Annotated in this window: 20 protein-coding genes; 10 read left to right on the top strand and 10 right to left on the bottom strand. The window is 71.6% G+C overall.

The window, feature by feature from the left end:
• Positions 1-23: 23 nt before the first annotated feature.
• Entirely contained in the window at positions 24-791 is a 768-nt protein-coding gene (locus AB0J40_RS25395) for a helix-turn-helix transcriptional regulator (protein WP_364457128.1), read from the bottom strand.
• 66 nt (positions 792-857) lie between these two features.
• Positions 858-1,526, bottom strand: coding sequence for a hypothetical protein (locus tag AB0J40_RS25390; RefSeq protein ID WP_364457126.1), 669 nt, complete (start codon positions 1,524-1,526; stop codon positions 858-860).
• Between the two features lie 123 nt (positions 1,527-1,649).
• On the opposite strand from AB0J40_RS25390, the gene AB0J40_RS25385 reads away from it, so the two are divergent.
• Both AB0J40_RS25385 and AB0J40_RS25380 read left to right on the top strand, forming a co-directional pair.
• Complete coding sequence (locus AB0J40_RS25385; protein WP_364457125.1) at positions 1,650-2,597, top strand: NAD-dependent epimerase/dehydratase family protein; 948 nt, start codon at positions 1,650-1,652, stop codon at positions 2,595-2,597.
• Entirely contained in the window at positions 2,594-4,768 is a 2,175-nt protein-coding gene (locus AB0J40_RS25380) for a glycosyltransferase family 2 protein (RefSeq protein ID WP_364457124.1), read from the top strand. The genes AB0J40_RS25385 and AB0J40_RS25380 overlap by 4 nt, the downstream gene beginning before the upstream one ends.
• On the opposite strand, the gene AB0J40_RS25375 is transcribed toward AB0J40_RS25380, so the two are convergent.
• On the bottom strand, positions 4,698-5,195 hold the full coding sequence (locus AB0J40_RS25375; RefSeq protein WP_364457122.1) for a GtrA family protein: 498 nt from the start codon (positions 5,193-5,195) through the stop codon (positions 4,698-4,700). The two genes, AB0J40_RS25380 and AB0J40_RS25375, sit on opposite strands and share 71 nt — an antisense overlap.
• 137 nt (positions 5,196-5,332) lie before the next feature.
• Between AB0J40_RS25375 and AB0J40_RS25370 the strand changes: the two genes are divergently transcribed.
• Positions 5,333-6,487: an NAD-dependent epimerase/dehydratase family protein gene (locus AB0J40_RS25370; protein ID WP_364457120.1), complete on the top strand. Its 1,155-nt coding sequence runs from the start codon at positions 5,333-5,335 to the stop codon at positions 6,485-6,487.
• Positions 6,488-6,540: 53 nt separating this feature from the next.
• On the opposite strand, the gene AB0J40_RS25365 is transcribed toward AB0J40_RS25370, so the two are convergent.
• Positions 6,541-6,903 carry a nuclear transport factor 2 family protein gene (locus AB0J40_RS25365; RefSeq protein ID WP_364457119.1) on the bottom strand — a complete coding sequence of 121 codons (363 nt, stop codon included), beginning with the start codon at positions 6,901-6,903 and terminating at the stop codon, positions 6,541-6,543.
• A gap of 182 nt (positions 6,904-7,085) precedes the next feature.
• Between AB0J40_RS25365 and AB0J40_RS25360 the strand changes: the two genes are divergently transcribed.
• Together AB0J40_RS25360 and AB0J40_RS25355 are read left to right on the top strand one after the other, a co-directional pair.
• Positions 7,086-7,895 (top strand): helix-turn-helix transcriptional regulator, encoded by an 810-nt coding sequence (locus tag AB0J40_RS25360; protein WP_364457117.1) that lies wholly within the window; start codon positions 7,086-7,088, stop codon positions 7,893-7,895.
• 43 nt (positions 7,896-7,938) lie between these two features.
• Entirely contained in the window at positions 7,939-8,712 is a 774-nt protein-coding gene (locus AB0J40_RS25355) for an aldo/keto reductase (protein WP_364457115.1), read from the top strand.
• Here the strand turns inward: AB0J40_RS25355 and AB0J40_RS25350 are convergent.
• The 6 genes from AB0J40_RS25350 to AB0J40_RS25325 all read right to left on the bottom strand — a co-directional run bounded on the left by AB0J40_RS25350 (position 8,709) and on the right by AB0J40_RS25325 (position 15,214).
• Positions 8,709-10,112 carry a hypothetical protein gene (locus tag AB0J40_RS25350; protein WP_364457113.1) on the bottom strand — a complete coding sequence of 468 codons (1,404 nt, stop codon included), beginning with the start codon at positions 10,110-10,112 and terminating at the stop codon, positions 8,709-8,711. The genes AB0J40_RS25355 and AB0J40_RS25350 overlap by 4 nt on opposite strands.
• A 115-nt stretch (positions 10,113-10,227) precedes the next feature.
• Entirely contained in the window at positions 10,228-11,109 is an 882-nt protein-coding gene (locus AB0J40_RS25345) for a 3-methyladenine DNA glycosylase (RefSeq protein WP_364457111.1), read from the bottom strand.
• A complete protein-coding gene (locus AB0J40_RS25340) occupies positions 11,106-12,149 on the bottom strand; it encodes a hemolysin family protein (protein ID WP_364457109.1) in 1,044 nt (347 codons plus the stop codon). The genes AB0J40_RS25345 and AB0J40_RS25340 overlap by 4 nt, the downstream gene beginning before the upstream one ends.
• The gene (locus AB0J40_RS25335) at positions 12,146-13,483 is read right to left on the bottom strand and encodes a hemolysin family protein (RefSeq protein WP_364457108.1); all 1,338 of its coding nucleotides are present in this window, start codon (positions 13,481-13,483) and stop codon (positions 12,146-12,148) included. Before AB0J40_RS25335 ends, AB0J40_RS25340 begins: the two co-directional genes overlap by 4 nt.
• Before the next feature lie 559 nt (positions 13,484-14,042).
• On the bottom strand, positions 14,043-14,609 hold the full coding sequence (locus AB0J40_RS25330) for a TIGR03086 family metal-binding protein (protein WP_364457106.1): 567 nt from the start codon (positions 14,607-14,609) through the stop codon (positions 14,043-14,045).
• Positions 14,610-14,632: 23 nt separating this feature from the next.
• Positions 14,633-15,214 (bottom strand): TetR/AcrR family transcriptional regulator, encoded by a 582-nt coding sequence (locus AB0J40_RS25325; protein WP_257918778.1) that lies wholly within the window; start codon positions 15,212-15,214, stop codon positions 14,633-14,635.
• A gap of 186 nt (positions 15,215-15,400) precedes the next feature.
• Between AB0J40_RS25325 and AB0J40_RS25320 the strand changes: the two genes are divergently transcribed.
• From AB0J40_RS25320 to pip, 5 genes are all read left to right on the top strand, one after another.
• Positions 15,401-15,805 carry a hypothetical protein gene (locus AB0J40_RS25320; RefSeq protein WP_364457103.1) on the top strand — a complete coding sequence of 135 codons (405 nt, stop codon included), beginning with the start codon at positions 15,401-15,403 and terminating at the stop codon, positions 15,803-15,805.
• Entirely contained in the window at positions 15,802-16,461 is a 660-nt protein-coding gene (locus AB0J40_RS25315; protein WP_364457102.1) for a DUF3558 domain-containing protein, read from the top strand. The genes AB0J40_RS25320 and AB0J40_RS25315 overlap by 4 nt, the downstream gene beginning before the upstream one ends.
• Positions 16,462-16,464: 3 nt before the next feature.
• A complete protein-coding gene (locus AB0J40_RS25310; RefSeq protein WP_364457100.1) occupies positions 16,465-17,784 on the top strand; it encodes a hypothetical protein in 1,320 nt (439 codons plus the stop codon).
• 34 nt (positions 17,785-17,818) lie between these two features.
• Positions 17,819-18,547 (top strand): ESX secretion-associated protein EspG, encoded by a 729-nt coding sequence (locus AB0J40_RS25305; RefSeq protein WP_364457315.1) that lies wholly within the window; start codon positions 17,819-17,821, stop codon positions 18,545-18,547.
• 80 nt (positions 18,548-18,627) lie between these two features.
• The gene (gene pip, locus AB0J40_RS25300) at positions 18,628-19,569 is read left to right on the top strand and encodes a prolyl aminopeptidase (protein WP_364457098.1); all 942 of its coding nucleotides are present in this window, start codon (positions 18,628-18,630) and stop codon (positions 19,567-19,569) included.
• Positions 19,570-19,589 lie beyond the last annotated feature (20 nt).

Genomic DNA, 19,589 nt, shown 5'->3' with positions numbered 1-19,589 from the left:
TTTCGGTGTTGTGTTGGTTGTTTTCATACCGTTTTACTCACTGTTTTCTCATCACCCGACCCCGGGCCCGACAGGTGGACCATCAGCTCGGCCCGGCTCGCCAGCCCGAGCTTGCGGTAGATCTGCTGCAGGTGCTTCTGCGCCGTCCGCGGGCTGATGCCCAGCCGGCGGGCGATCTCCCGGTCCGTCGCGGCCCGCGCCACCAGCCCGGCCACCTCGCGTTCGCGGGCCGTGAGCACCTCGACCGGCCCGCCGGTGACCGGCCGGACCGGCGGCCGTGCTTCGCGGGCGAACGCCTGGGCCAGGTGCGGCGCCAGCAGGTCCACCAGCTCCCGGTCCCGCGCGGCGAACCCCGGCCGCGACCGGCTGAGCGTCAGCACCCGCCCGTGCCGGTCGTCGACCTGCACCACGCACAGCAGCTGGTCGACCGTCCCGCGCGGGCGGTAGAAGTCGGTGTAGAACGGCAGTCCCCGCAGCGTGCGCAGGTCGGCCAGGTCGCTCAACGCGGCCGACGTGCCCAGCCGCAGCGCGCCGGAACGGTAGGCCGCGAACCCCGGGTGCTGGTGCACGTGCGCCCGGAACTCCGGGTGGCGCATCAGGTTCTGCTCCGGCCGGTCGGTGACCGTGCCGGTCAGCCGGCGGGTCGTGTGCTCGGTGCTCGTGCACGAGACGACGTCGCAGCCGATCAGCCGGCCCAGCCCGGCCAGCCCCGCGCCCGGCCCCGCCGCCTTCAGCTCGCGCACGACGTCGAGGGCGCGGTGCAGGCACCGCGCCGATACTTCACTGCTCACCCGTGTCCCCCTCGGTTCGCCCGGTGGAAAAGACCCAGGCGAACCGAGGGAGATACGAACCGGCCGTTACCGGGCGATCCGGACGTTCAGCGTGGTGTTCGAGCCGGCGCTCACCATCGACTGCGCGATGCTGCTGATCCCCGCCGGCGCGCTGTAGGAGTTGTTGTTGCTGTCGTCCTCGTCGTCGGTGTGGAAGAAGCCGGACGAGTCGACCCCGGAGAACACCAGGTAGCCGAAGCCGACGTTCGGGAACGCCGTCGTCGTCGCCACCCCCGGCGCGAACAGGCAGAACCGCAGCAGCGTGTTGCTGTCGCTCACGTTCGGGAAGATGTTGCCGGAGAACGAGTTGTTGTTGCTGTCGTCTTCGTTGTCGAACCGGCGCGAGAACTCCTGCGAGCCGTTCGGGCAGTTCGCGCCGAGCTTCAGCACGGCGTAGGGCCGGAACGAGCCGGACTGCGTGACCCCGCGGAACGCGGCACCGTTGACCCGGCAGAAGAACATCTCCGTGTTGCCGGTGCTGCTGACGGCGCCGATGAACCCGCCGCGCGAGTTCGCGTTGCCCGAGTCCTCGTCGTCCATCCGGATGACGATCGCCTCGGTGCCGACCGGGCACGACCGGCTCGACGGGATGACGCCGACGTCGGTCGTCGCCGCGCTCGCGGGCGCGGCGGACACGGTGAGCGCCCCGGCGAGCGAGGCCAGCAGCAGTGCCGGAACGGTGAAGAGTCGTTTCATGGTGAGCCTTCCTCCCCTTGCTTCATGACCCGTCCAGGACACCAAGCCGGCCGGGGGAGCGGCCATCCGCAGTTCTGCGTACGCGCACGGCCCCCGCACAGGAACGGGAGGTAGGTTGACGCCATGGCGAATGCGCACGGTCCTGATCGGACGTCCGTGGTCGTGACCGGTGGCAGCGGCTTCATCGGCCGGGCCGTCGTGCGCGCCCTCCGCGACCGGGGCGCCGGGGTCACCGTCGTCGACCGCGTCCCGTTCCCCGAAGAGAGCGACGGCGTCCGCGTGGTGACCGGCGACCTCCGCGAGGCCGCGGTCCGCGAGGAAGCCGTGGCGCCGGGGACCACCGGGATCGTGCACCTCGCCGCGCTGACGTCGGTGCTGAAGTCGGTCGAGCTGCCCGAGGACACCTTCGCCGACAACGTCCTGGTCACGCAGGAACTGCTCGAACTGGCGCGCCTTCGCGACGTGCCGAAGTTCCTGCTCGCCTCGACCAACGCCGTGATCGGCGACGTCGGCACCGCGACGATCACCCCGGACCTGCCGCTGCGTCCGCTGACACCGTACGGCGCCACCAAGGCGGCGTGCGAAATGCTGCTCTCGGGCTACGCCGGCGCGTACGGCATGACGACGTGTGCGTTGCGGTTCACCAACGTCTACGGCCCGGGAATGTCCCACAAGGACAGTTTCGTGCCGCGCATGATGCGGGCCGCGCTCTCCGGGACCGGCGTGAAGATCTACGGCGACGGCCGCCAGCGCCGCGACCTCGTGCACGTCGACGACGTCGTCCGCGCGATCCTGCTGGCCCTCGACAGCGGCTACGCCGGCCGTGCGATCGTCGGCGCCGGGCGCTCGGTGTCCGTGCTGGAGATGGTCGAAGCCGTGCGCGAGGTGACCGGCGCCGAGCTGCCGGTCGAGCACGTCGACGCGCCGGCGGGGGAGATGCCCGCGGTGGTCGTCGACGTCTCGGCCAGCGCCGAGACCATCGGGTACCGCCCGGAGGTCCCGCTCACCGACGGCCTGGCCACGGCCTGGAAGTACTTCTCCGGCCTCGACCGTCCAAACGCGACACCGTGATCGCTTTCCTCAAGCGCCACTGGCTGCTGCTCCTGCTCCTCGTCCCGGCGATCGTCCTGCGGGTGCTGACCTGGCTCGCGTACCGGCCCGCGCTGCTGTACATCGACTCGTTCCGCTACATCGACAACCTGCACGCGCTGCGCGCCGACCAGCTCGACCCGATCGGCTACGACCTCGTGCTGCGCCCGCTGCTGGCCGTCGGCGGGCTCGCGTGGGTCACGGCCGTCCAGCACGTCGGCGGGATCCTCATCGCGATCGGCGTGTACGGGCTGGTGCTGCGCCTCTGCGGCCGCCCGTGGGTCGGCGCGCTCGCCGCCGTGCCGGTGCTGCTCGACGCCTACCAGCTGCAGATCGAGCAGAACATCATGTCCGAGGTGACGTTCGAGGCGGTGCTCCTCGGGCTCCTGTGGCTGCTGCTCGGCTGGGGCACCCCGGGCTGGAAACGCGCCGGCGTCGCGGGCCTGCTGCTCGGTTTCGGCGTGCTGACGCGGCTGATCGGCATCTCCCTGGCCGCGCCGCTGCTGGTGTTCCTGGTCGTCGCCGGGGGAGCGTGGCGGCACCGGGCGGGCTGGCGCCGGGCCGGCGTAGGGCTGCTCGGCCTGCTGGCCGTGCTCGTGCCCTACGCGGCACGGGTGCACTCGGAGACCGGCAAGTGGGGCCTGACCGGGCCGTCCGGGAACATGCTCTACGGCCGCACCGCCGCCGTCGCCGACTGCCCGAACCTGCACCTCGCGCCGGAACTGCGGGTGTTCTGCCCGGCCGAACCGCGCGAGACGCGGCTGGTGGACAACTACACGCACGCCGACCTCGACCCGAACTGGCCGGGCCCGCTGCCCCCGGGCGCGGACAAGGCCGCGCTGGCGCACGAGTTCGCCATCGACGTCCTGAAGGAACAGCCCGGCGACGTCGCGGACGCGATCCTGACCGACTTCGCCAAGAGCTTCGCCTGGACCCGCGAACAGGACCCGACCGACGTCCCGCTGGACCGGTGGCAGTTCCAGCTCACCTACCCGCAGTGGGCCGACCAGTCGCTGATCGACCTGGTCACGCAGCAGAACGACGGGGTCAACGCGAGCGTCGACCAGCCACTGGCCAAGATCCTCCGCGACTACCAGCTCGGCGGCGGGTACGTCCCGGGCGCGGTCCTCGGCATCGGCGCGATCCTCGGCCTGCTCACGGTGTTCCGCCGCAAGAAACCCCTGGACCGGGCACGGGCGGGCGCGCTGCTGGCGGCGTCGAGCGGCCTGGTCCTGCTCTTCGCCTCGGCGGTGTTCCAGTTCTCCTGGCGCTACCAGATCCCCGCCCTCGTGCTGCTGCCCGTGGCCGGTGCGCTCGGTTTCACCACCCTGACCTCGGCCAGCCGGAAGCGCCTCGCCGCGTTCCCCGACGACGTCGACTCCGGTGCCCTCGACGACTTCCGCGGCCGCCACCCCGAGCTGAAGCTGGCGCCGCTGACCGTCGTCATCGCCGCCTACAACGAAGCCGGCGGCATCGGCGAAGTCCTGGAGAAGATGCCCGACGAGTGCCTCGGCAGGCCCGTCGACGTGCTCGTCGTGGTCGACGGCGGCACCGACGACACGGCCCGCATCGCCGAAGACCACGGCGCGTACGTCTGCGTCGCGCCCCGCAACCGCGGCCAGGGTGCCGCGCTGCGCCTGGGTTACCACCTCGCCGCGGAGGCCGGCGCCGAGTACGTCGTGACGACCGACGCCGACGGCCAGTACGACAACAGCGAGCTGGAAGCACTGGTCCGCCCGGTCGTCGAGGGCACCGCGGACTTCGTCACCGGGTCCCGGCGGCTCGGGCACGAGGAAGCCGACAGCCGCGTCCGGTGGCTCGGGGTGCGGGTGTTCGCGGCGCTGGCGTCGGTGCTGACCGCCCGGCGGATCACCGACACGTCGTTCGGGTTCCGCGCGATGCGGGCGGACCTGGCCTGCTCGGTCCCGCTCAACGAGCCGCAGTACCAGTCCTCGGAGCTGCTGCTCGGCGTGACCGCGCGCGGCGCCCGCGTCGTCGAACTGCCGATGAGCATGCGGCTGCGCAAGGCGGGCAAGAGCAAGAAGGGCGGCAGCGTCGTCTACGGCGCGAACTACGCCCGGGTCATGACCGGGACGTGGTGGCGGGGGTACGTGCTGCGCCGCGGCCGAACACGAGCCGGTCGAGCAGCGTGAACTTCACGACGAACACCAGCGCGTAACTGGCCACGTACGTGCCGTCGACGAGTACGACCCACCAGAAGTGCGGGAGGTCCAGCGGGGTCAGCAGCGAGCCCGCGAGGGTCGTCAGGCCGATCGAGGCGAGCCCGCCGAGGCCGATGACGACCAGGTAGGGCAGCAGTTCGCGGCGCACGCGCGGGCGTCCGGTGCGGCCCCACACCCAGCGCCGGGTGACCAGGAAGTTCAGCACCGCGCCGGCCGCCCAGGCCAGCGTGCTGGCCAGTGCCGCGGCGCCGCCGGTGGCGAGCACGGCGAGCAGGACGACCTGGCTGAGGACCGTGGCGGCGACCGACGTCGCCGCGGCGCGCGCGAGGCGGGCCCAGCCGCGTCGGCGGGTCTTCTCCGTTGTGCGGGGCCGCACGCCGTTGGTTACGGTCGTCATGCCCCCATCCTCCCCGCGGGCCCGGGCCGCCGCCGTCCGGGTCCCCTACGCATAGGAGATTCACAGCCTATTGCCAGGTCTTCATCAGCACGTGATCGATAGCGTCGGGTTCTTGAACGAGTAGGAAAGGCGGCACAATGCGGGTGCTGGTTCTCGGCGGTGACGGATATCTGGGCTGGCCGACCGCGTTGCACTTATCGGACAAAGGCCACGAGGTAGCCGTTCTCGACAATTTCGCCCGCCGAGGGTACGACGCCGAACTCGGTGTCGAAAGCCTCGTCCCGATCGAATCGCTGGCCGCCCGGATCGCCGCGTGGGCAGAGGTCTCGGGGCGCACGATCACCAGCTACGAAGGCGACCTGCTGGACGCGGAGTTCCTGTTCGGCGCGGTGCGGGACTTCCGGCCCGACGCGGTCGTGCACTACGCCGAGCAGCGGTCGGCGCCGTACTCGATGATCGACCGCGAGCACGCGGTGTACACCCAGCACAACAACGTGATCGGCACCCTGAACCTGCTCTACGCGATCGCGGAGATCGATCCGGCGATCCACCTGGTGAAGCTCGGCACGATGGGCGAATACGGCACGCCGAACGTCGACATCGAAGAAGGCTGGCTGGACCTGAAGCACAACGGGCGCGAAGACCGGGTGCTCTTCCCGAAGCGTCCGGGGTCGTTCTACCACCTGACCAAGGTGCACGATTCGCACAACATCGAATTCACGTGCCGCGCGTGGGGGCTGCGCGCCACGGACCTGAACCAGGGCGTCGTGTACGGCCAGCAGACGCCGCAGACGGCGCTCGACCCGCGGCTGGCGACCCGCTTCGACTACGACGCGGTGTTCGGCACGGTGCTGAACCGGTTCGTCATCCAGGCGGTGCTGGGGCAGCCGCTGACGGTGTACGGCAAGGGTGCCCAGACGCGCGGGCTGATCGACATCCGCGACACCGTCGAATGCATCCGGCTCGCCGTGGAGAACCCGGCCGAGGCGGGGGAGTTCCGCGTGTTCAACCAGATGACCGAGAGCATGTCGGTGGCCGCGATCGCCGACCTCGTCGCCGACCGGTTCCCCGGCCCGGTGCAGATCGAGCAGCTGGAGAACCCGCGCACCGAGGCGCCGGAGCACTACTACAACGTGAAGCACACCGGGCTGGTCGGGCTGGGGCTGGAGCCGCACCTGCTGTCGGACACGCTGATCGAGTCGATGTTCGACATCGTCGGCGCCAACAAGCACCGGGTGAACCCGGAGAAGCTGCGCCCGACGGTGCGCTGGCGGGGCGCGCTGAAGGGCTAGCGGGTGCGGGTGGCGTGCGGGCTCCCCTGCCCGGGAGCCCGCACGCCGCGTTTTCAGCCCGGGATCTTGTCGAGGAAACCGTGCACCTTGGCGATCTTGCCGTCCTCGAGCTCGACGACGTCGAACCCGATGGCGACGGGCTCGGCCGCCCCGGGCGCACCGAGGTACCACTGGAACCGCGCGAGGTCGTGGTGCGCGTCGGGCTCGGCGGGCAGGCTGAAGGTGAGGCCGGCGAACTGCTGCTGCGCGCCGCCGACGAACTGGTCGATCCCGTCGTGGCCGGTGACGGCGCCGAGCGGGTCGGTGTAGCCGGCGCGTTCGGTGAAGAGGTCGGCGATGAGGGCCCGGCGCTTGTCGGCGTCGGTCTCGTTCCAGACGGCGATGTACTGCTCGACGAGGGTGCGGACGTCGGTCATGGGATGCTCCTTCGGTTGGGGGACAATGGGTTCTGTCGTCCCTGCGCTGAGCACCACTCTGTCGGCCCGGCGGCGGCCCGTCGATTACGCGGGAGGTAATGCCTCGGCCGTCGCCGAGCCGGTCGCCGGCATTACCCCCGAAGTAATGGCAGCCACCCCGTGATCGCCGTAGCGTCGCTCGCGTGACGACCACAGTGCAGGCGGCCGCGCGGCAGCGGCCCGTCGGGCAGCTGCTGCGGGAATGGCGTGACCGGCGCCGGATCAGCCAGCTCGACCTCGCCATCTCCGCCGACATCTCCACCCGGCACCTCAGCTTCGTCGAAACCGGCCGCTCGCGGCCGAGCCGGGACATGGTGCTGCGGCTCGGGGAGCACCTCGACGTCCCGCTGCGCGAACGCAACCGGCTGCTGCTCGCCGCCGGGTACGCGCCCGCCTACACCGAGAACGCGCTGGGGGACCCGGACATGGACGCCGTCCGCCAGGCGGTCCGGCAGCTGCTCGCGAGCCACGAACCCTTCCCGGCCGCCGTCGTCGACCGGAACTGGGACCTCGTCGACGCCAACTCCGCCGTCGGCCTGTTCGTCGCCGGGGTCCCCGCCGAGCTGACCACCAACGTCCTGCGCGCGACCCTGCACCCCGACGGGATGGCCCCGCACATCACCAACCTGGGCGAGTGGCGCGCCCACCTGCTCGGGCGCCTGCGCCGCCAGGTCGGCCAGACCGCCGACCCCGGGCTGGCCGACCTCCTCGCCGAGCTGCGCGGCTACCCGTGCGACCAGCCGGTGCCCGAGGTGGAGGTCCCCGGACCGGGTGACATTTTCGTCCCGCTGAAGTTCCGCCACGAGGGCACCGACCTGACGTTCTTCAGCACCGTGGCCACGTTCGGCACGCCCCTGGACATCACCGTCGCGGAACTGGTGATCGAGGCGTTCTTCCCGGCCGACGCGGCGACGGCGGCATACCTGCGCGAGCGCGCCGCCGCGGTGGAATGATGGAGGACACCCGCGCAGCATCCGACGTGAGGATCACCGGTAGATGGCCGTCCCGCCTTCGCTCGCCCTGTCCGACGGAGTCCGCATCCCCCAGCTGCTGTTCGGTGTCGCGGGGCTGACCGCCGCCGAAACCGGCCGGGCCGTCCGCATCGCCCTCGACATCGGCTACCGCGGCTTCGACACCGCGCCGGGGACCGAGGCGGCGGTGGGCACCGCGCTCGCCGGCGTGCCCCGGGACGAGCTGTTCATCAGTTTCAAGGTCCCCGCGCAGGGCTACGACACCGCCCGCCGCGCCGCCGACCAGGCGCTGACCGCCCTCCAGGTCGAGCGGGCCGACCTGTGCCTGCTCGACGGCACCAAAGGCGCGTTCCCCGACACCTGGCGCGCCCTGAGCCGGCTGCGCGCCGACGGCCGCGTCCGCGCGGTGGGCGTCGCCGGCTTCGGCGTCGCGGAGCTGCGCCGGCTGATCGACGCCACCGGCGCGGTCCCGGTGCTGAACCAGGTCGAGCTGCACCCGTGGCTGCAGCAGCTCCCGCTGCGCGAGTTCCACGCCGAGCGCGGCATCGTGACGGCGGCGTCGAGCCCGGCCGCCAACGCCGGGCTACTGGCCGACGAGACCGTCACCGCCCTCGCGGCGAAGTACGGCAAGACCCCGGCCCAGATCGTGCTGCGGTGGCACCTGCAGGCCGGCACGGTCGCGGTGGCGGCCTCGGCCACCACGACCCGCACCCGCGAGAACTTCGGGATCTTCGACTTCGAGCTGGCCGACGACGACCTCGCGGTGGTGGCCGAGCTCGACAACGGCACGCGCGTCTAGGCGGTCTTGATCCCGGCGGCGGTGAAGTCGGCCTGCTGGGCCGGCTGCTCGAGGTACTCGCGGAAGGTCTGCGCCGCGCGGAGCACGGTGTCGTCGATGCCCGGCCCGGTGAGGCCGATGAACGGGTAGTCCGCGGAGCGGGCGCTGGCGACCGACTGCGCGGGGGAGCCGATCATCTCCGGCTTCTTCTGGGTCAGCTCGCTGACCCAGTACGACGACTCGGGCAGCCACGCGGCCGGGAGCCCGCCGATGGCGTCCAGGTTGGCCCGGCCGACCAGCGCGTCGAGCACCTGCGAAGACGGCTTGGCGTCGATCGTCACGTGCACGCACTGGCCGTGGACGACGGTCGCGGCCTGGTTCCAGCGGTCGGCCGCGACGGTCATCGGCTTCTGCACGCTCGGCGTGACGACGATCCGCATCTGCGACGTGCCGCCGGAGCAGCTGGCGGCCTGCGCCTCGGCGCGGCTGTTGAGCTCGCTGTCGGCCCAGTTCCAGCCGATCACGCCGAGCCCGATGAGCGCGGCGAGGACGGCGCAGGCGATCGGCCAGGTGGCGATCCGGCGTCGCGGGGCCTTCTTGCCGACGATCCGGTGCGAGCCGGTGGCCTCGCCCTTCCCGGCGATCCGGTGCGACCCGGTCGTCTCACTCCTGCCGTCGGTGCGGTGCGACCCGGTGGTCTCGCTCCTGCTCTCGGTGCGGTGCGGACCGGTGGTCTCGCTGCGGCCCGGCGCGCGGCGGGCGGACGTCTCGCCGGCGTCGTCGCGGCGACGCCGGCGCGGGGTGGTTTCGCCGCCGGCCGGGGTGGTGCGGTCGAGGGTGCGGTGGGAGCCGGTGTTCTCGCCGGGGCCGGGCGTCCGGAAGGCACCGGAGTTCTCGCTACGGACCGTGATGGGGTAGTCGCCGGAGGCTTCGCCGTGCCGGGTGATGACCTCGGTCCGCTCGGCGGCGGTCTCGTCCCGCCGGGCGGCCGGGAAGGCGCCGGAAGCTTCCCCGCGGCGGCCGGCACGCCGGCCGGTGACGGGGTACGACCCGGAGTTCTCGCCGCGGCCGGCGACGGGGTAGGAGCCGGAGGCCTCGCCGCGACGAGCGGCCGGGTGCGGCCCGGTGGTCTCGCCGCGGCCGGTGACGGGGTACGAGCCGGAAGCTTCACCGCCGCCGGAGACGAAGTAGCCCGACGACTCGCCACGCGGGGTGCCGCGGCCGGCGATCCCGAAGGCGTCGGAGATCGAGCTGCGCTTCGGGGGCTTCGACGGTCCCGCGACCGGGTAGGCGCCGGAGGCCTCGCCCTGGCGGGCATCGCCCGGGTGCGGGCGGCGCGGCGGGCCTTGGGGGACGCGCGGCGCCCCGGCCCGGTCCTGAGGGTGCGGCACGGGCTCGTCGTCCCGGGTGTGTCGCCCCATCGTCGTCCTTTCGGGGTGAGCGCATGTCAAGCACGCGCTGCGATGCAATGAAACCGTTATCACCCTAACAGGTGAGTATCGGAGAGAGAATAATCTGACTCACAGTGGAGCGTGCTCAGGGTGCTGCTCTGACCAGGCGATGGCAGTGCGCGATCAGCCGAGCACGCAGCGGTGCCGCCCGCCGGGCGAACCCGCCCTGCGCCCTCGCGTATTCAGCTCTTCCTTCGGCCGTCTCGATCCGCACCGGCGGGTAGCCGAGCGCGGCCAGGTCGTACGGGCTCGCCCGCATGTCCAGCGTCCGGATCTCCACGGCCAGCTCGAAGCAGTCCGCCACCAGCTCGGCGGGCACGAACGGATCGAGCTTGTACGCCCATTTGAACAGGTCCATGTTCGCGTGCAGGCACCCCGGCTGCTCGAGTGCGACCTGCGTCTCCCGCGACGGCGTCAGCTGATTGCGCGGCCGCGCGTCCGCGGTGAAGAACCGGAACGCGTCGAAGTGCCCGCAGCGGACGTCCAGCGCCTTCACGACGGCGTCGGTACCCGCCGACCCGAGCCGCAGCGGCACCTGGTTGTGCCGCACCGAGTCCGCCGGCTCGCGGTAGACCATGGCCCACTCGTGCAGGCCGAAGCAGCTCAGCCGCGGTGCGCGCGACGCCGTCGCGGTGAGCAGGCCGAGGACGAACTCGGCCGTCCGCGCCTTGCTCTCGGTGAAGCCCATCGGATCCAGCAGCACGCCGTCGTCCGTCCGGACGTACCCCTTGCGGTCCAGGAAGCGCCGCGCCGCGGGTCCGGCGAGCGCGACGCCGGGCCCGGGCTGCCACCGCTCCAGGTGCGAGGGCCGGTAGGAGTAGTAGGTGAACAGGAAGTCCAGCACCGGGTGCTTCTCGCCGCGCGAGCGCCGGTCCTGGTGCGGGACCGTCCACCGCCGCATCCGCTCGACGTGCGCCGCCTCCCGGGCCAGCCAGTCCGGTTCGGCGAGCACCTCGACGCCGGTCATGCGCCGACGTGGGTTCCGTCGCGCACGGTGCCCACGTACTCCTCGACGAGGTCCTCCAGCGCGACGACGCCGACGGCGTTGCCGCCCGTGTCGAGCGCCCGCGCCAGGTGGCTGCCTTCCTTGCGCATGGCCGAAAGCGCGACGTCGAGCCGGGCGTCGGCGCGCAGTTCGGTCAGCGGGCGCGTCTTCGCGTCGGGCACGATCGTCGCCGGGTCCTGCCCGGCCAGCTCGAGGACGTCCTTCACGTGGATGTAGCCGGTCAGCCGCCCGTCGTCGGTGCACACGGGGAACCGCGAGAAGCCGGTCGAGGAGACCGCCCGCTCGACGTCGCCGACGGTCGGCCCGCACGGCAGCGTGGTCAGCTCGGCCGTCGGCACCAGCACGTCGGCCACCGTCTTCTCCACCGACGACAGCGTCTGGGCGAGCCGCCGGTGCTCGGACTGGTCCAGCAGGCCCTCCCGGCGCGACTCGCTGAGCAGCTCGGCCAGCTCGTCGGAGGTGTAGGCCGTCTCCAGCTCGTCCTTCGGCTCGACCTTCACCGCGCGCAGCAGCGAGTTGGCGACGAAGTTCAGTAGCCAGATGAACGGGTTCGCGATCTTGACCCACCCGACGTGCACCGGCACCAGCCACAGCGCGAGCCGCTCGGGCTCGGCGATGGCGAGGTTCTTCGGCACCATCTCGCCGATCAGGACGTGCAGCACGGTGATGAACGCCAGCGCGATGGCGAACGAAATCGGGTGCAGCAGCGCTTCGGGCAGGCCCAGCAGGTCGAAGAACGCCGACAGCCGGTGCGCGACCGCGGGCTCGCCGAGACGGCCGAGCAGCAGCGAGCAGATGGTGATGCCCAGCTGCGCGCCGGCTAGCATCAGCGACACGTGCTTGCTCGCGTTGATGACGATCTTCGCGCGCGTCTTGCCCTGCTCCAGCAGCGCTTCGAGCCGGTCCCGCCGGGAGGAGATCAGCGTGAACTCCGCGCCGACGAAGAAGGCGTTGGTCAGCAGCAGGAGCACGACGAGGGCGATGTTGAGCCAGTCGCTCACGACGCCACCTCCGCCGGCTCTTCGGCGCGGACGGGGGCCACTTCGACCTCGGCGATCCGGCGTTTGTCCATCGTGGTCACGGTGAGCCGCCAGCCGTCGACCTCGGTGGCGTCGCCCTCGGCGGGGATCTTGCCGAGCCGTTCGAGGATCAGCCCGGCGATGGTTTCGTAGTCGCCGTCCGGCATCCGGAACCCGGTGACGTCGGTGACCTCGTCGGCGCGCAGCTGCCCGGACACCAGCCAGCTGTCGCTGCCGACCTGCTGCGACGCCGGCGCTTCACGGTCGTCGTGCTCGTCGCGGACGTCGCCGATGATCTCTTCGACGACGTCTTCGAGGGTCACCAGCCCGGCGGTCCCGCCGTACTCGTCGACGACGATCGCCAGCTGGAAGCGGGAGTCGCGCAGGCGGTTGAGCAGGTCGTCGCCGGGCAGCGACTCGGGCACGGTCGGCACCGGCCGCATGACCGAGCCGATCGGCACGGCGGCCCGTTCGGCGGCCGGCACGGCGAAGGCCTGCTTGACGTGCACGGCGCCGCGGACGTCGTCGAGGTCCTCGGCGTGCACCGGGAACCGCGAGAACCCGGTGCGGCGCGAGATGTCGATGAGGTCCTCGATGGTGTCGTCGACCGTGAGCGACTCGAGCTGCACGCGCGGGGTCATGAGCTCCTCGGCGGTGCGCTCGCCGAACCGCAGCGAGCGGTCGAGCAGCTCCGCGGTCGAGGTGTCGAGCGTCCCGCTTTCGGCGCTGGACCGCACGATCGAGCCCAGTTCCTGCGGCGACCGCGCGGAACGGAGTTCCTCCTGGGGCTCGACGCCGAACTTGCGCACGAGAAAGTTCGCGCTGTTGTTCATGAGCGTGATGAGCCACCGGAAGAGGGCGGAGAAGCGCGAGTGGTACCCGGCGACGGCGCGCGCGGTCGGCAGCGGCCGCGCGATGGCGAGGTTCTTCGGCACCATTTCGCCGAGGATCATCGACAGCGAGGTGGCGATGACCAGGGCGAGCACGATCGACGCGCCCGCGGCGAACCCCGCCGGGAGCCCGACGCCGGTGAGCAGCGGCCGGACGAGCTCGCCGATCAGCGGCTCGGCCAGGTAACCGGTGACCAGCGTGGTCAGGGTGATCGCGACCTGGGCACCGGAGAGCTGGAAGGACAGCGTCCGGTGCGCCTTCTGCACGGTGAGGGCACGGCGGTCGCCGACCTGCCGCACGTTGGCCTCGACGGTGCTGCGTTCGAGCGCGGTCAGCGAGAACTCCGCGGCGACGGCCAGCCCGGTGCCGACGGTCAGCAGCACGAAGAGGAGGACGCCGAGCACGGCGAAGAGGATCTGGATCATTCCGCACCCGCCCGGTCGGCGGGGGATGAGCCTATCGGACAGCCGGGTCGGTCACCCGGCTCGGTACTGTCACCAGGTGACTGCGCTGCGCGCACGAAACGGTCACTCCTAGTAGGAAATCGGCGTGTACTGCGACGATGCGGACAAGTTTAACGTGTGCGGCCCCGGTGTCGCGGGGATATCGGTGTGTCGGCGCGCTCACCTCGGCGGGTGATTCAGGAGGGTTGCCGCCCGAGGAGGGCGACGAGCCGCGCGGTCGGTCCGGCGCCGGCTCACCTGCCTCGCGTTGGCGGGGCGTGGTGTTGCCTCGGGAGGGCGGGCGCCCGCGAAAGTGCCGCCGTGGGTTCAGCTCGCCCGCGGTTCGGCGCGCTCACCTCGGCGGGTGATTCAGGAGGGTTGCCGCCCGAGGAGGGCGACGAGCCGCGCGGTCGGTCCGGCGCCGGCTCACCTGCCTCGCGTTGGCGGGGCGTGGTGTTGCCTCGGGAGGGCGGGCGCCCGCGAAAGTGCCGCCGTGGGTTCAGCTCGCCCGCGGTTCGGCGCGCTCACCTCGGCGGGTGATTCAGGAGGGTTGCCGCCCGAGGAGGGCGACGAGCCGCGCGGTCGGCCCGGCGCCGCGGTGCACGGGGACCGGTGGGTCGAAGATCCCCAGCCCCTGCCACTCGTCCACCCACGGCCGCACGACGTCGAGGAGGCGTTCGGCGAGCGGCTCGGTCACCGGGCAGGGGAGGCCGAGCGCCGTCGCCAGGTCCCACGCGTGGACCGCCGCGTCGATCGTCATCTGCCAGCCGTACTCGCGGGCCGGGAGCAGTCCCGCCGACACGTGCGCCGCGCGTTCGAGCACGCCGTCGTCGAGGAACGCTTCGCGAGCCGCCTCGGCGGCCGCGTCCCAGGCGGCCACCGGGTCGTCGCCGAGGACGTCGCCGTCGAACCGGTCGCCCACGTCGTCCAAAGTGGCGCCGGCGAGCAGGGACGGCGCCCACAGCTGCTCGGCGACGAGGTGGTTCACGAGGTCGCGGACCGTCCACTCGGTACACGGCGTCCGGCGGTCCCAGCCGTCGGCGCCGGCTGCGTGCACCGTGTCGCCGAAGGCCCGCAACGCCTGGCCGTGCGCCTCGAGGAGATCCACGCGGGCCATTGGACCACGGGGGATCAGGCGGTGCCCGGCCGGTGCCGCCGCACGGTCTCCTCGACGAGGTCGAGCACCGGCCCCAGCCCGGCGGCCGGCAGTCCCATGGCCAGGTGCGAGACGAGTCCTTCGAGGACGAGTTCGAGGAACGCGGTGAGCACGTCGACGTCGACGTCGTCGCGCAGGTTGCCGGCCTCCCGCTGGCGCAGCAGCCGCAGCCGGGTCGCGGTGGTGAGCTGCTCGGACCGCTCGGCCCAGCGGGCGCGGAACTCGGGGTCGGTGCGCAGCCGCCGGCTCACCTCCAGGCGCGTCCCGAGCCAGTCGGCGGGGTGGTCGCCCCCGGCGAGCAGGTCGCGCATGACCTGGACCAGGCCCTGCTCGGCGACGACGTCGGCCATCCGGATGGCGTCGTCTTCGGCGAGGGCGAGGAAGAGCGACTCCTTGTCGCGGAAGTGGTGGAAGATGGCCCCGCGCGAGAGCCCGGTGGCTTCCTCCAGGCGCCGGACTGTGGCACCTTCGTAGCCGTAGCGCGCGAAGCAGACGCGCGAGCCGTCGAGGATCTGGCGCCGGCGTGCGTCGAGGTGATCCTGGCTTACGCGTGGCATCCTGAAATCCTGGCACCGAGGACCGGGACTTCGCAATCCGTACGTACGTACTGTGACCCGGAGTGCCCGGGAACCGAACCGGGATCCCCATCGTCGGAACGTTGCGGCGATTCGCTGACACGGCGTGAGACAGTTGGCTAATCTTTGCACCATCACGGTGGGTGAACTGAGGGGAAGGTGCGGAGCGTGATCATCGGCGAAGCCGGGCAGGCGGTCCAAGCGGTCTGGGGTGGCGACATCCTGGGCCAGAGCGGCCGCGTCTACGGCGGCGGTGGCGGCGGGGGCGGTCAGTTCAAGATGGACCCCGAGGAGCTCGCGTCGGTGATCGGTCTCTGGGAAGACGAGCTGGACAAGATCATCGAAGACGGTCACACGATCGAATCGCTCTCGGCCGGGCGCGTGGCGCCAGGAGAGGACCCGGCGAGCGGGAGCTTCGCTTCGGCCAGTAGTAATTCGATTGCTTCGTTGCAGGCTCAGAACGACTCCATGCGCAAGTACGTGCAGGGCTACATCAAGAAGCTCAAGGAAGCGCAGACCAAGACCGTCGCGACCGACCTGAGCATGTCCGAAACGTTCGGGCAGGCGACGTGAGCCTGGCCAGGATCGCTCGCGCGAGTGTTCTCGGCGGGGCTGTTGTCGTTGCCTGCGCGCTCGCGGCCGGTTGCACCTCCGAGACCGGTGGCACGGCCAACGCGGTGGCCCCCGAGTCCTCGCCGGGAACGTCGTCGTCGGCCGCGGGGCCGACCGGAAGCGTTCCGAAGGTGACCACTCCGTTGGACGTGACGAAGTACGAAAACGACACGTGCAAGCTAGTCCCCGACGACGAGCTGACCAGGCTGAAGTTCACCGATCCCGGCGAGCCGCGCCCTCGGGACAGCAATCCCGAGAACCTGTCGGGTCCCAGCTGCGGCTGGAAGATCCGCGGGGAGGGACTCAGCTTGCTGGTCATCCTCGGGACCGGGAACCGCGACGCCGGGGCCGGTGGGTTGGCCGGCATCAAGGCTGCCTACGAACGGCCGAACGGGCCCTACAAGTTCTTCGAGCCCGCGCCTGATGTCGAAGGCTATCCCGCGGTCTATTTCGACATCCGCGACCGTCGCGCCATCGGGAACTGCAGCATGGCGATCGGCGTCGCCGACGACCTGGCGGTTTCGGTCTTCTCGGAAGGCTATGAGGGGCAACAGGATTCCTGCGCCGCCGCGCAAGGCGCCGCGGCCGCGATGGTCAAAACACTCAAGGGGGCTTGACGAGTGGACGGCAAGCAGATCTACGACAACTTCAAACAGGGCGACACGCAAGGGCTCCGGCAGATGTCCGAGTCGGTGAACAAGCTGTCGGAGGCCTATCAGGCCCGTGCGGAAGGCATCAAAGCCCTCCAGGACCGGATGACGCAGGCCTGGACCGGCTCCGCCGCTGACGCGGCCAACGCGGGCGCGGGTCCGCTCGCACTGGCCTTCGCCGAGACCGCACTGCCCCTCGACGAGACCAAGGCCTCGGTCGACACCCAGACCGAGGTCTTCGACCACTCCAGCAACACGGTCGTCCAGGTGCCGCCCAAGCCCGAGAAGCCGAACCCGTGGACGACCGGGCTCAAGGCCGCCATCCCGATCGCCGGCCCGTTCATGGCGAAGGACGACATCGACTCCTACCAAGAGGGCATCGCCAAGTACAACGCGGCCAACGAGACGAACGTCCGAGTGATGGACCAGTACAGCGTCGTCACGAACGGCACGAGCGCCTCGCTGCCGGCCAACTACGGCGTCCTCGAGTCCGACGGGGCCGCCATCTCCGTCACCAAGCCCGACGGTCCCGGGCCCGTCATCGTCGACGAGCACAGGTGGTACGAAACCGGCGGTGGCGATCCCGGCGACGGCGACCGCACCTCGACCACCAGCGTCGACCCCGGCCGCAGCGGGGGAACCGACCAGCCCGGTGGCACCGACCGTCCCGGCGGGACCGACCGCCCGGGTGGCACCGGCCGCCCCGGGGGGACGGACAAGCCGATCGGCATCGTCGAGCCCCCCGGTCCCGGGGTTCCCGGCGGCGACGACACCCACACCACCGGCACCGGCCGTCCCACCCCGACGCGGCCGGGGCAGGTCACCGACCGCCCCGGCAACACGCCGCCGAACGTCGACGGGTTCAACTACTACCCGACGAACACCGGGGGCGGTCAGAACTACTCGAACACCTTCGGCAACGACCCCGACGCGCCCGGGCGCGGCCCGACGAGCGGCAACGCCGGCAGCCGGCTGCTGGACTCCAACGGCCGGCCGATCAGCGGCAGCGGAAGCGGTGCCGGCAGCGGGTCGGCGGCGGGGGAGCGTGGCCTCGGCAGTGGCCGGGGCTCCGGCATGGGCAGCCTCGGCAACGCGGCCGCCGCGGAGGCCGCCGCCGCCCGGTCGGCCGCCGGGCGCTCCGGGCAGCTGGGGCCGATGGGCCCCGGGGGCAGGCGGGGCGAGGGCGAGGAAGATGATGAGCACCAGCGGCCGGACTTCCTGATCGAAGCCGATCCGGACGCCATCTTCGGCACCGACCAGCGGACCAGCCCGCCGGTCATCGGCGAGTAGAGCGAACAGGCGGGTGGACGTGGCAACAGGCCGGGTGGACGTTCCGGTCGAGGCGCTGGCGGCATTGGCCGAGCGCGAACAGGTCGGTCAGCTGCACCTCACCCTCCGTCCGGAGCCGCTGTGGCTCTCGGCCGAGGAGCGCGCCGAGGCGGACAAGCGGGTCGACGCCGCGCTGGCCGAGGCCGGGCTGGTCGACGCCCGCGGGCGGGCCACCGTCGACTTCCTCGACTGGCTGCCGCTGCTGGTCAGCCCGGCGCGGGAGTGCTACGGCTGGGTCGGGGTCGACGGCCGGACCTACGGCGTGCTCGCGGCCGCCAAAGGCCTCCAGGCCGTCCTCGCGGTCTCGGACGGCACGCACGTCGGCGTGCAGGAGATCGACCGGAACCGGCTCGCCGAGTCGCTCGTCGAGCAGCTGCCGCCGGTGGGAGCCGGCGGCGGCCACCCGCGCACCGTGCGGGTGACGGACCTGACCGAGGCGGCCCGCCGCGGCCGGGACGCCTACCCGCTCGACCCCGCGGTCGCCGACGTGGTCAGCCTGGTGCAGCGGCCGGTCTCGGGCAGCGGTGAGCTCTACGTCGGCCGCCGCGACGACGTCGGCAGGCACACCTGCCTGCAGCAGCCGCTGCACTACGCCGACACGGACTGGGGCCGCTACCTCAGCTACACCTCGGGCGCGGGCGACGACGCCGTGATCCACATCGGGCCCGCGGGCCCCCGCGAACTGGCCGACACGCTCATGGAGCTGGCCGGCGCCCTCGTCTGAGCGGACGAAACACCGCGCGTCGAGCCGCGTACGGCGCTAATGTGACAGCGCTGTTGTATTCCGGGCGGAAGGACGCGCTGATGCTGTACCCCGAGATCGAGCCCTACGAGCACGGCATGCTCGACGTCGGCGACGGGCACGAGATCTACTGGGAGACCTGCGGGAACCCGAAGGGCAAGCCGGCGCTCGTCGTGCACGGCGGCCCCGGCACGGGCTGCTCGACGAACCTCCGCCGCTACTTCGACCCGGACCGGTACCGCGTGGTGCTCGTCGACCAGCGCGGCTGCGGCCGCAGCACGCCGCACGCCGGTGCCCCGGTCGCCGACCTCTCCGCCAACACCACCGGCCACCTCGTCGCCGACTTCGAGCTGCTGCGGACGCGGCTGGGCATCGAGAAGTGGTTGCTGTTCGGCGGTTCCTGGGGCTCGGTGCTCGGCCTGACCTACGCGCTGAGGCACACCGAACGGGTCAGCGAGATGGTCCTCATGGGACTGGCGACCGACCGGTTCATCGAAATCGAGATGCTCATCCGCGGGCTCGGCGCGTACTTCCCGGAAGCCTTCGAGAGGTTCCGCGCCGGAGTGCCGGAGAGCGAGCGGGACGGCGACCTGTCCGCCGCCTACCACCGGCTGCTGATGGACCCCGACCCGGCGGTCCACCGCAAGGCGGCCGACGACTGGTGCGCCTGGGAGGACGCGATGCTCCCGGGCGTGCCCCCGTACAAGTCCTTCGAGGATCCGGCCTACCAGCTCTGCTTCGCGCGGCTGGTCACGCACTACTTCAGCAACCGGGTCTTCCTGCCCGACGGCGAAATCCTGCGCAACCTCGGCAAGCTCGCCGGCATCCCCGCGGTGCTGGCGCAAGGCGTGCTCGACACGAGCAACATCGTCGGCACGCCGTGGCTGCTGCACCACGGCTGGCCGGGCAGCGAGCTGGTCATGCTGGAGAACATCGGGCATTCGACGCAGGACACCCCGATGCAGGACGTCCTCGTCGGCGCGACCGACCGGTTCGCGCGGTGAAGGAACCGCGCGGCGCCCCC

The sequence above is a fragment of the Amycolatopsis sp. NPDC049691 genome, from assembly GCF_040675005.1.
GTDB lineage: Bacteria > Actinomycetota > Actinomycetes > Mycobacteriales > Pseudonocardiaceae > Amycolatopsis.
Note: the sequence above shows the minus strand (reverse complement) of the source record. Positions and strands in the feature narration are given on the sequence as shown.

Excerpts from the sequence above, each read along its gene's own strand:
- AB0J40_RS25390 (WP_364457126.1), bottom strand. The coding sequence starts at position 1,526 with ATGAAACGACTCTTCACCGTTCCGGCACTGCTGCTGGCCTCGCTCGCC.
- AB0J40_RS25385 (WP_364457125.1), top strand. The coding sequence starts at position 1,650 with ATGGCGAATGCGCACGGTCCTGATCGGACGTCCGTGGTCGTGACCGGT.
- AB0J40_RS25375 (WP_364457122.1), bottom strand. The coding sequence starts at position 5,195 with ATGACGACCGTAACCAACGGCGTGCGGCCCCGCACAACGGAGAAGACC.
- AB0J40_RS25370 (WP_364457120.1), top strand. The coding sequence starts at position 5,333 with ATGCGGGTGCTGGTTCTCGGCGGTGACGGATATCTGGGCTGGCCGACC.
- AB0J40_RS25365 (WP_364457119.1), bottom strand. The coding sequence starts at position 6,903 with ATGACCGACGTCCGCACCCTCGTCGAGCAGTACATCGCCGTCTGGAAC.
- AB0J40_RS25355 (WP_364457115.1), top strand. The coding sequence starts at position 7,939 with ATGGCCGTCCCGCCTTCGCTCGCCCTGTCCGACGGAGTCCGCATCCCC.
- AB0J40_RS25350 (WP_364457113.1), bottom strand. The coding sequence starts at position 10,112 with ATGGGGCGACACACCCGGGACGACGAGCCCGTGCCGCACCCTCAGGAC.
- AB0J40_RS25345 (WP_364457111.1), bottom strand. The coding sequence starts at position 11,109 with ATGACCGGCGTCGAGGTGCTCGCCGAACCGGACTGGCTGGCCCGGGAG.
- AB0J40_RS25335 (WP_364457108.1), bottom strand. The coding sequence starts at position 13,483 with ATGATCCAGATCCTCTTCGCCGTGCTCGGCGTCCTCCTCTTCGTGCTG.
- AB0J40_RS25325 (WP_257918778.1), bottom strand. The coding sequence starts at position 15,214 with ATGCCACGCGTAAGCCAGGATCACCTCGACGCACGCCGGCGCCAGATC.
- pip (WP_364457098.1), top strand. The coding sequence starts at position 18,628 with ATGCTGTACCCCGAGATCGAGCCCTACGAGCACGGCATGCTCGACGTC.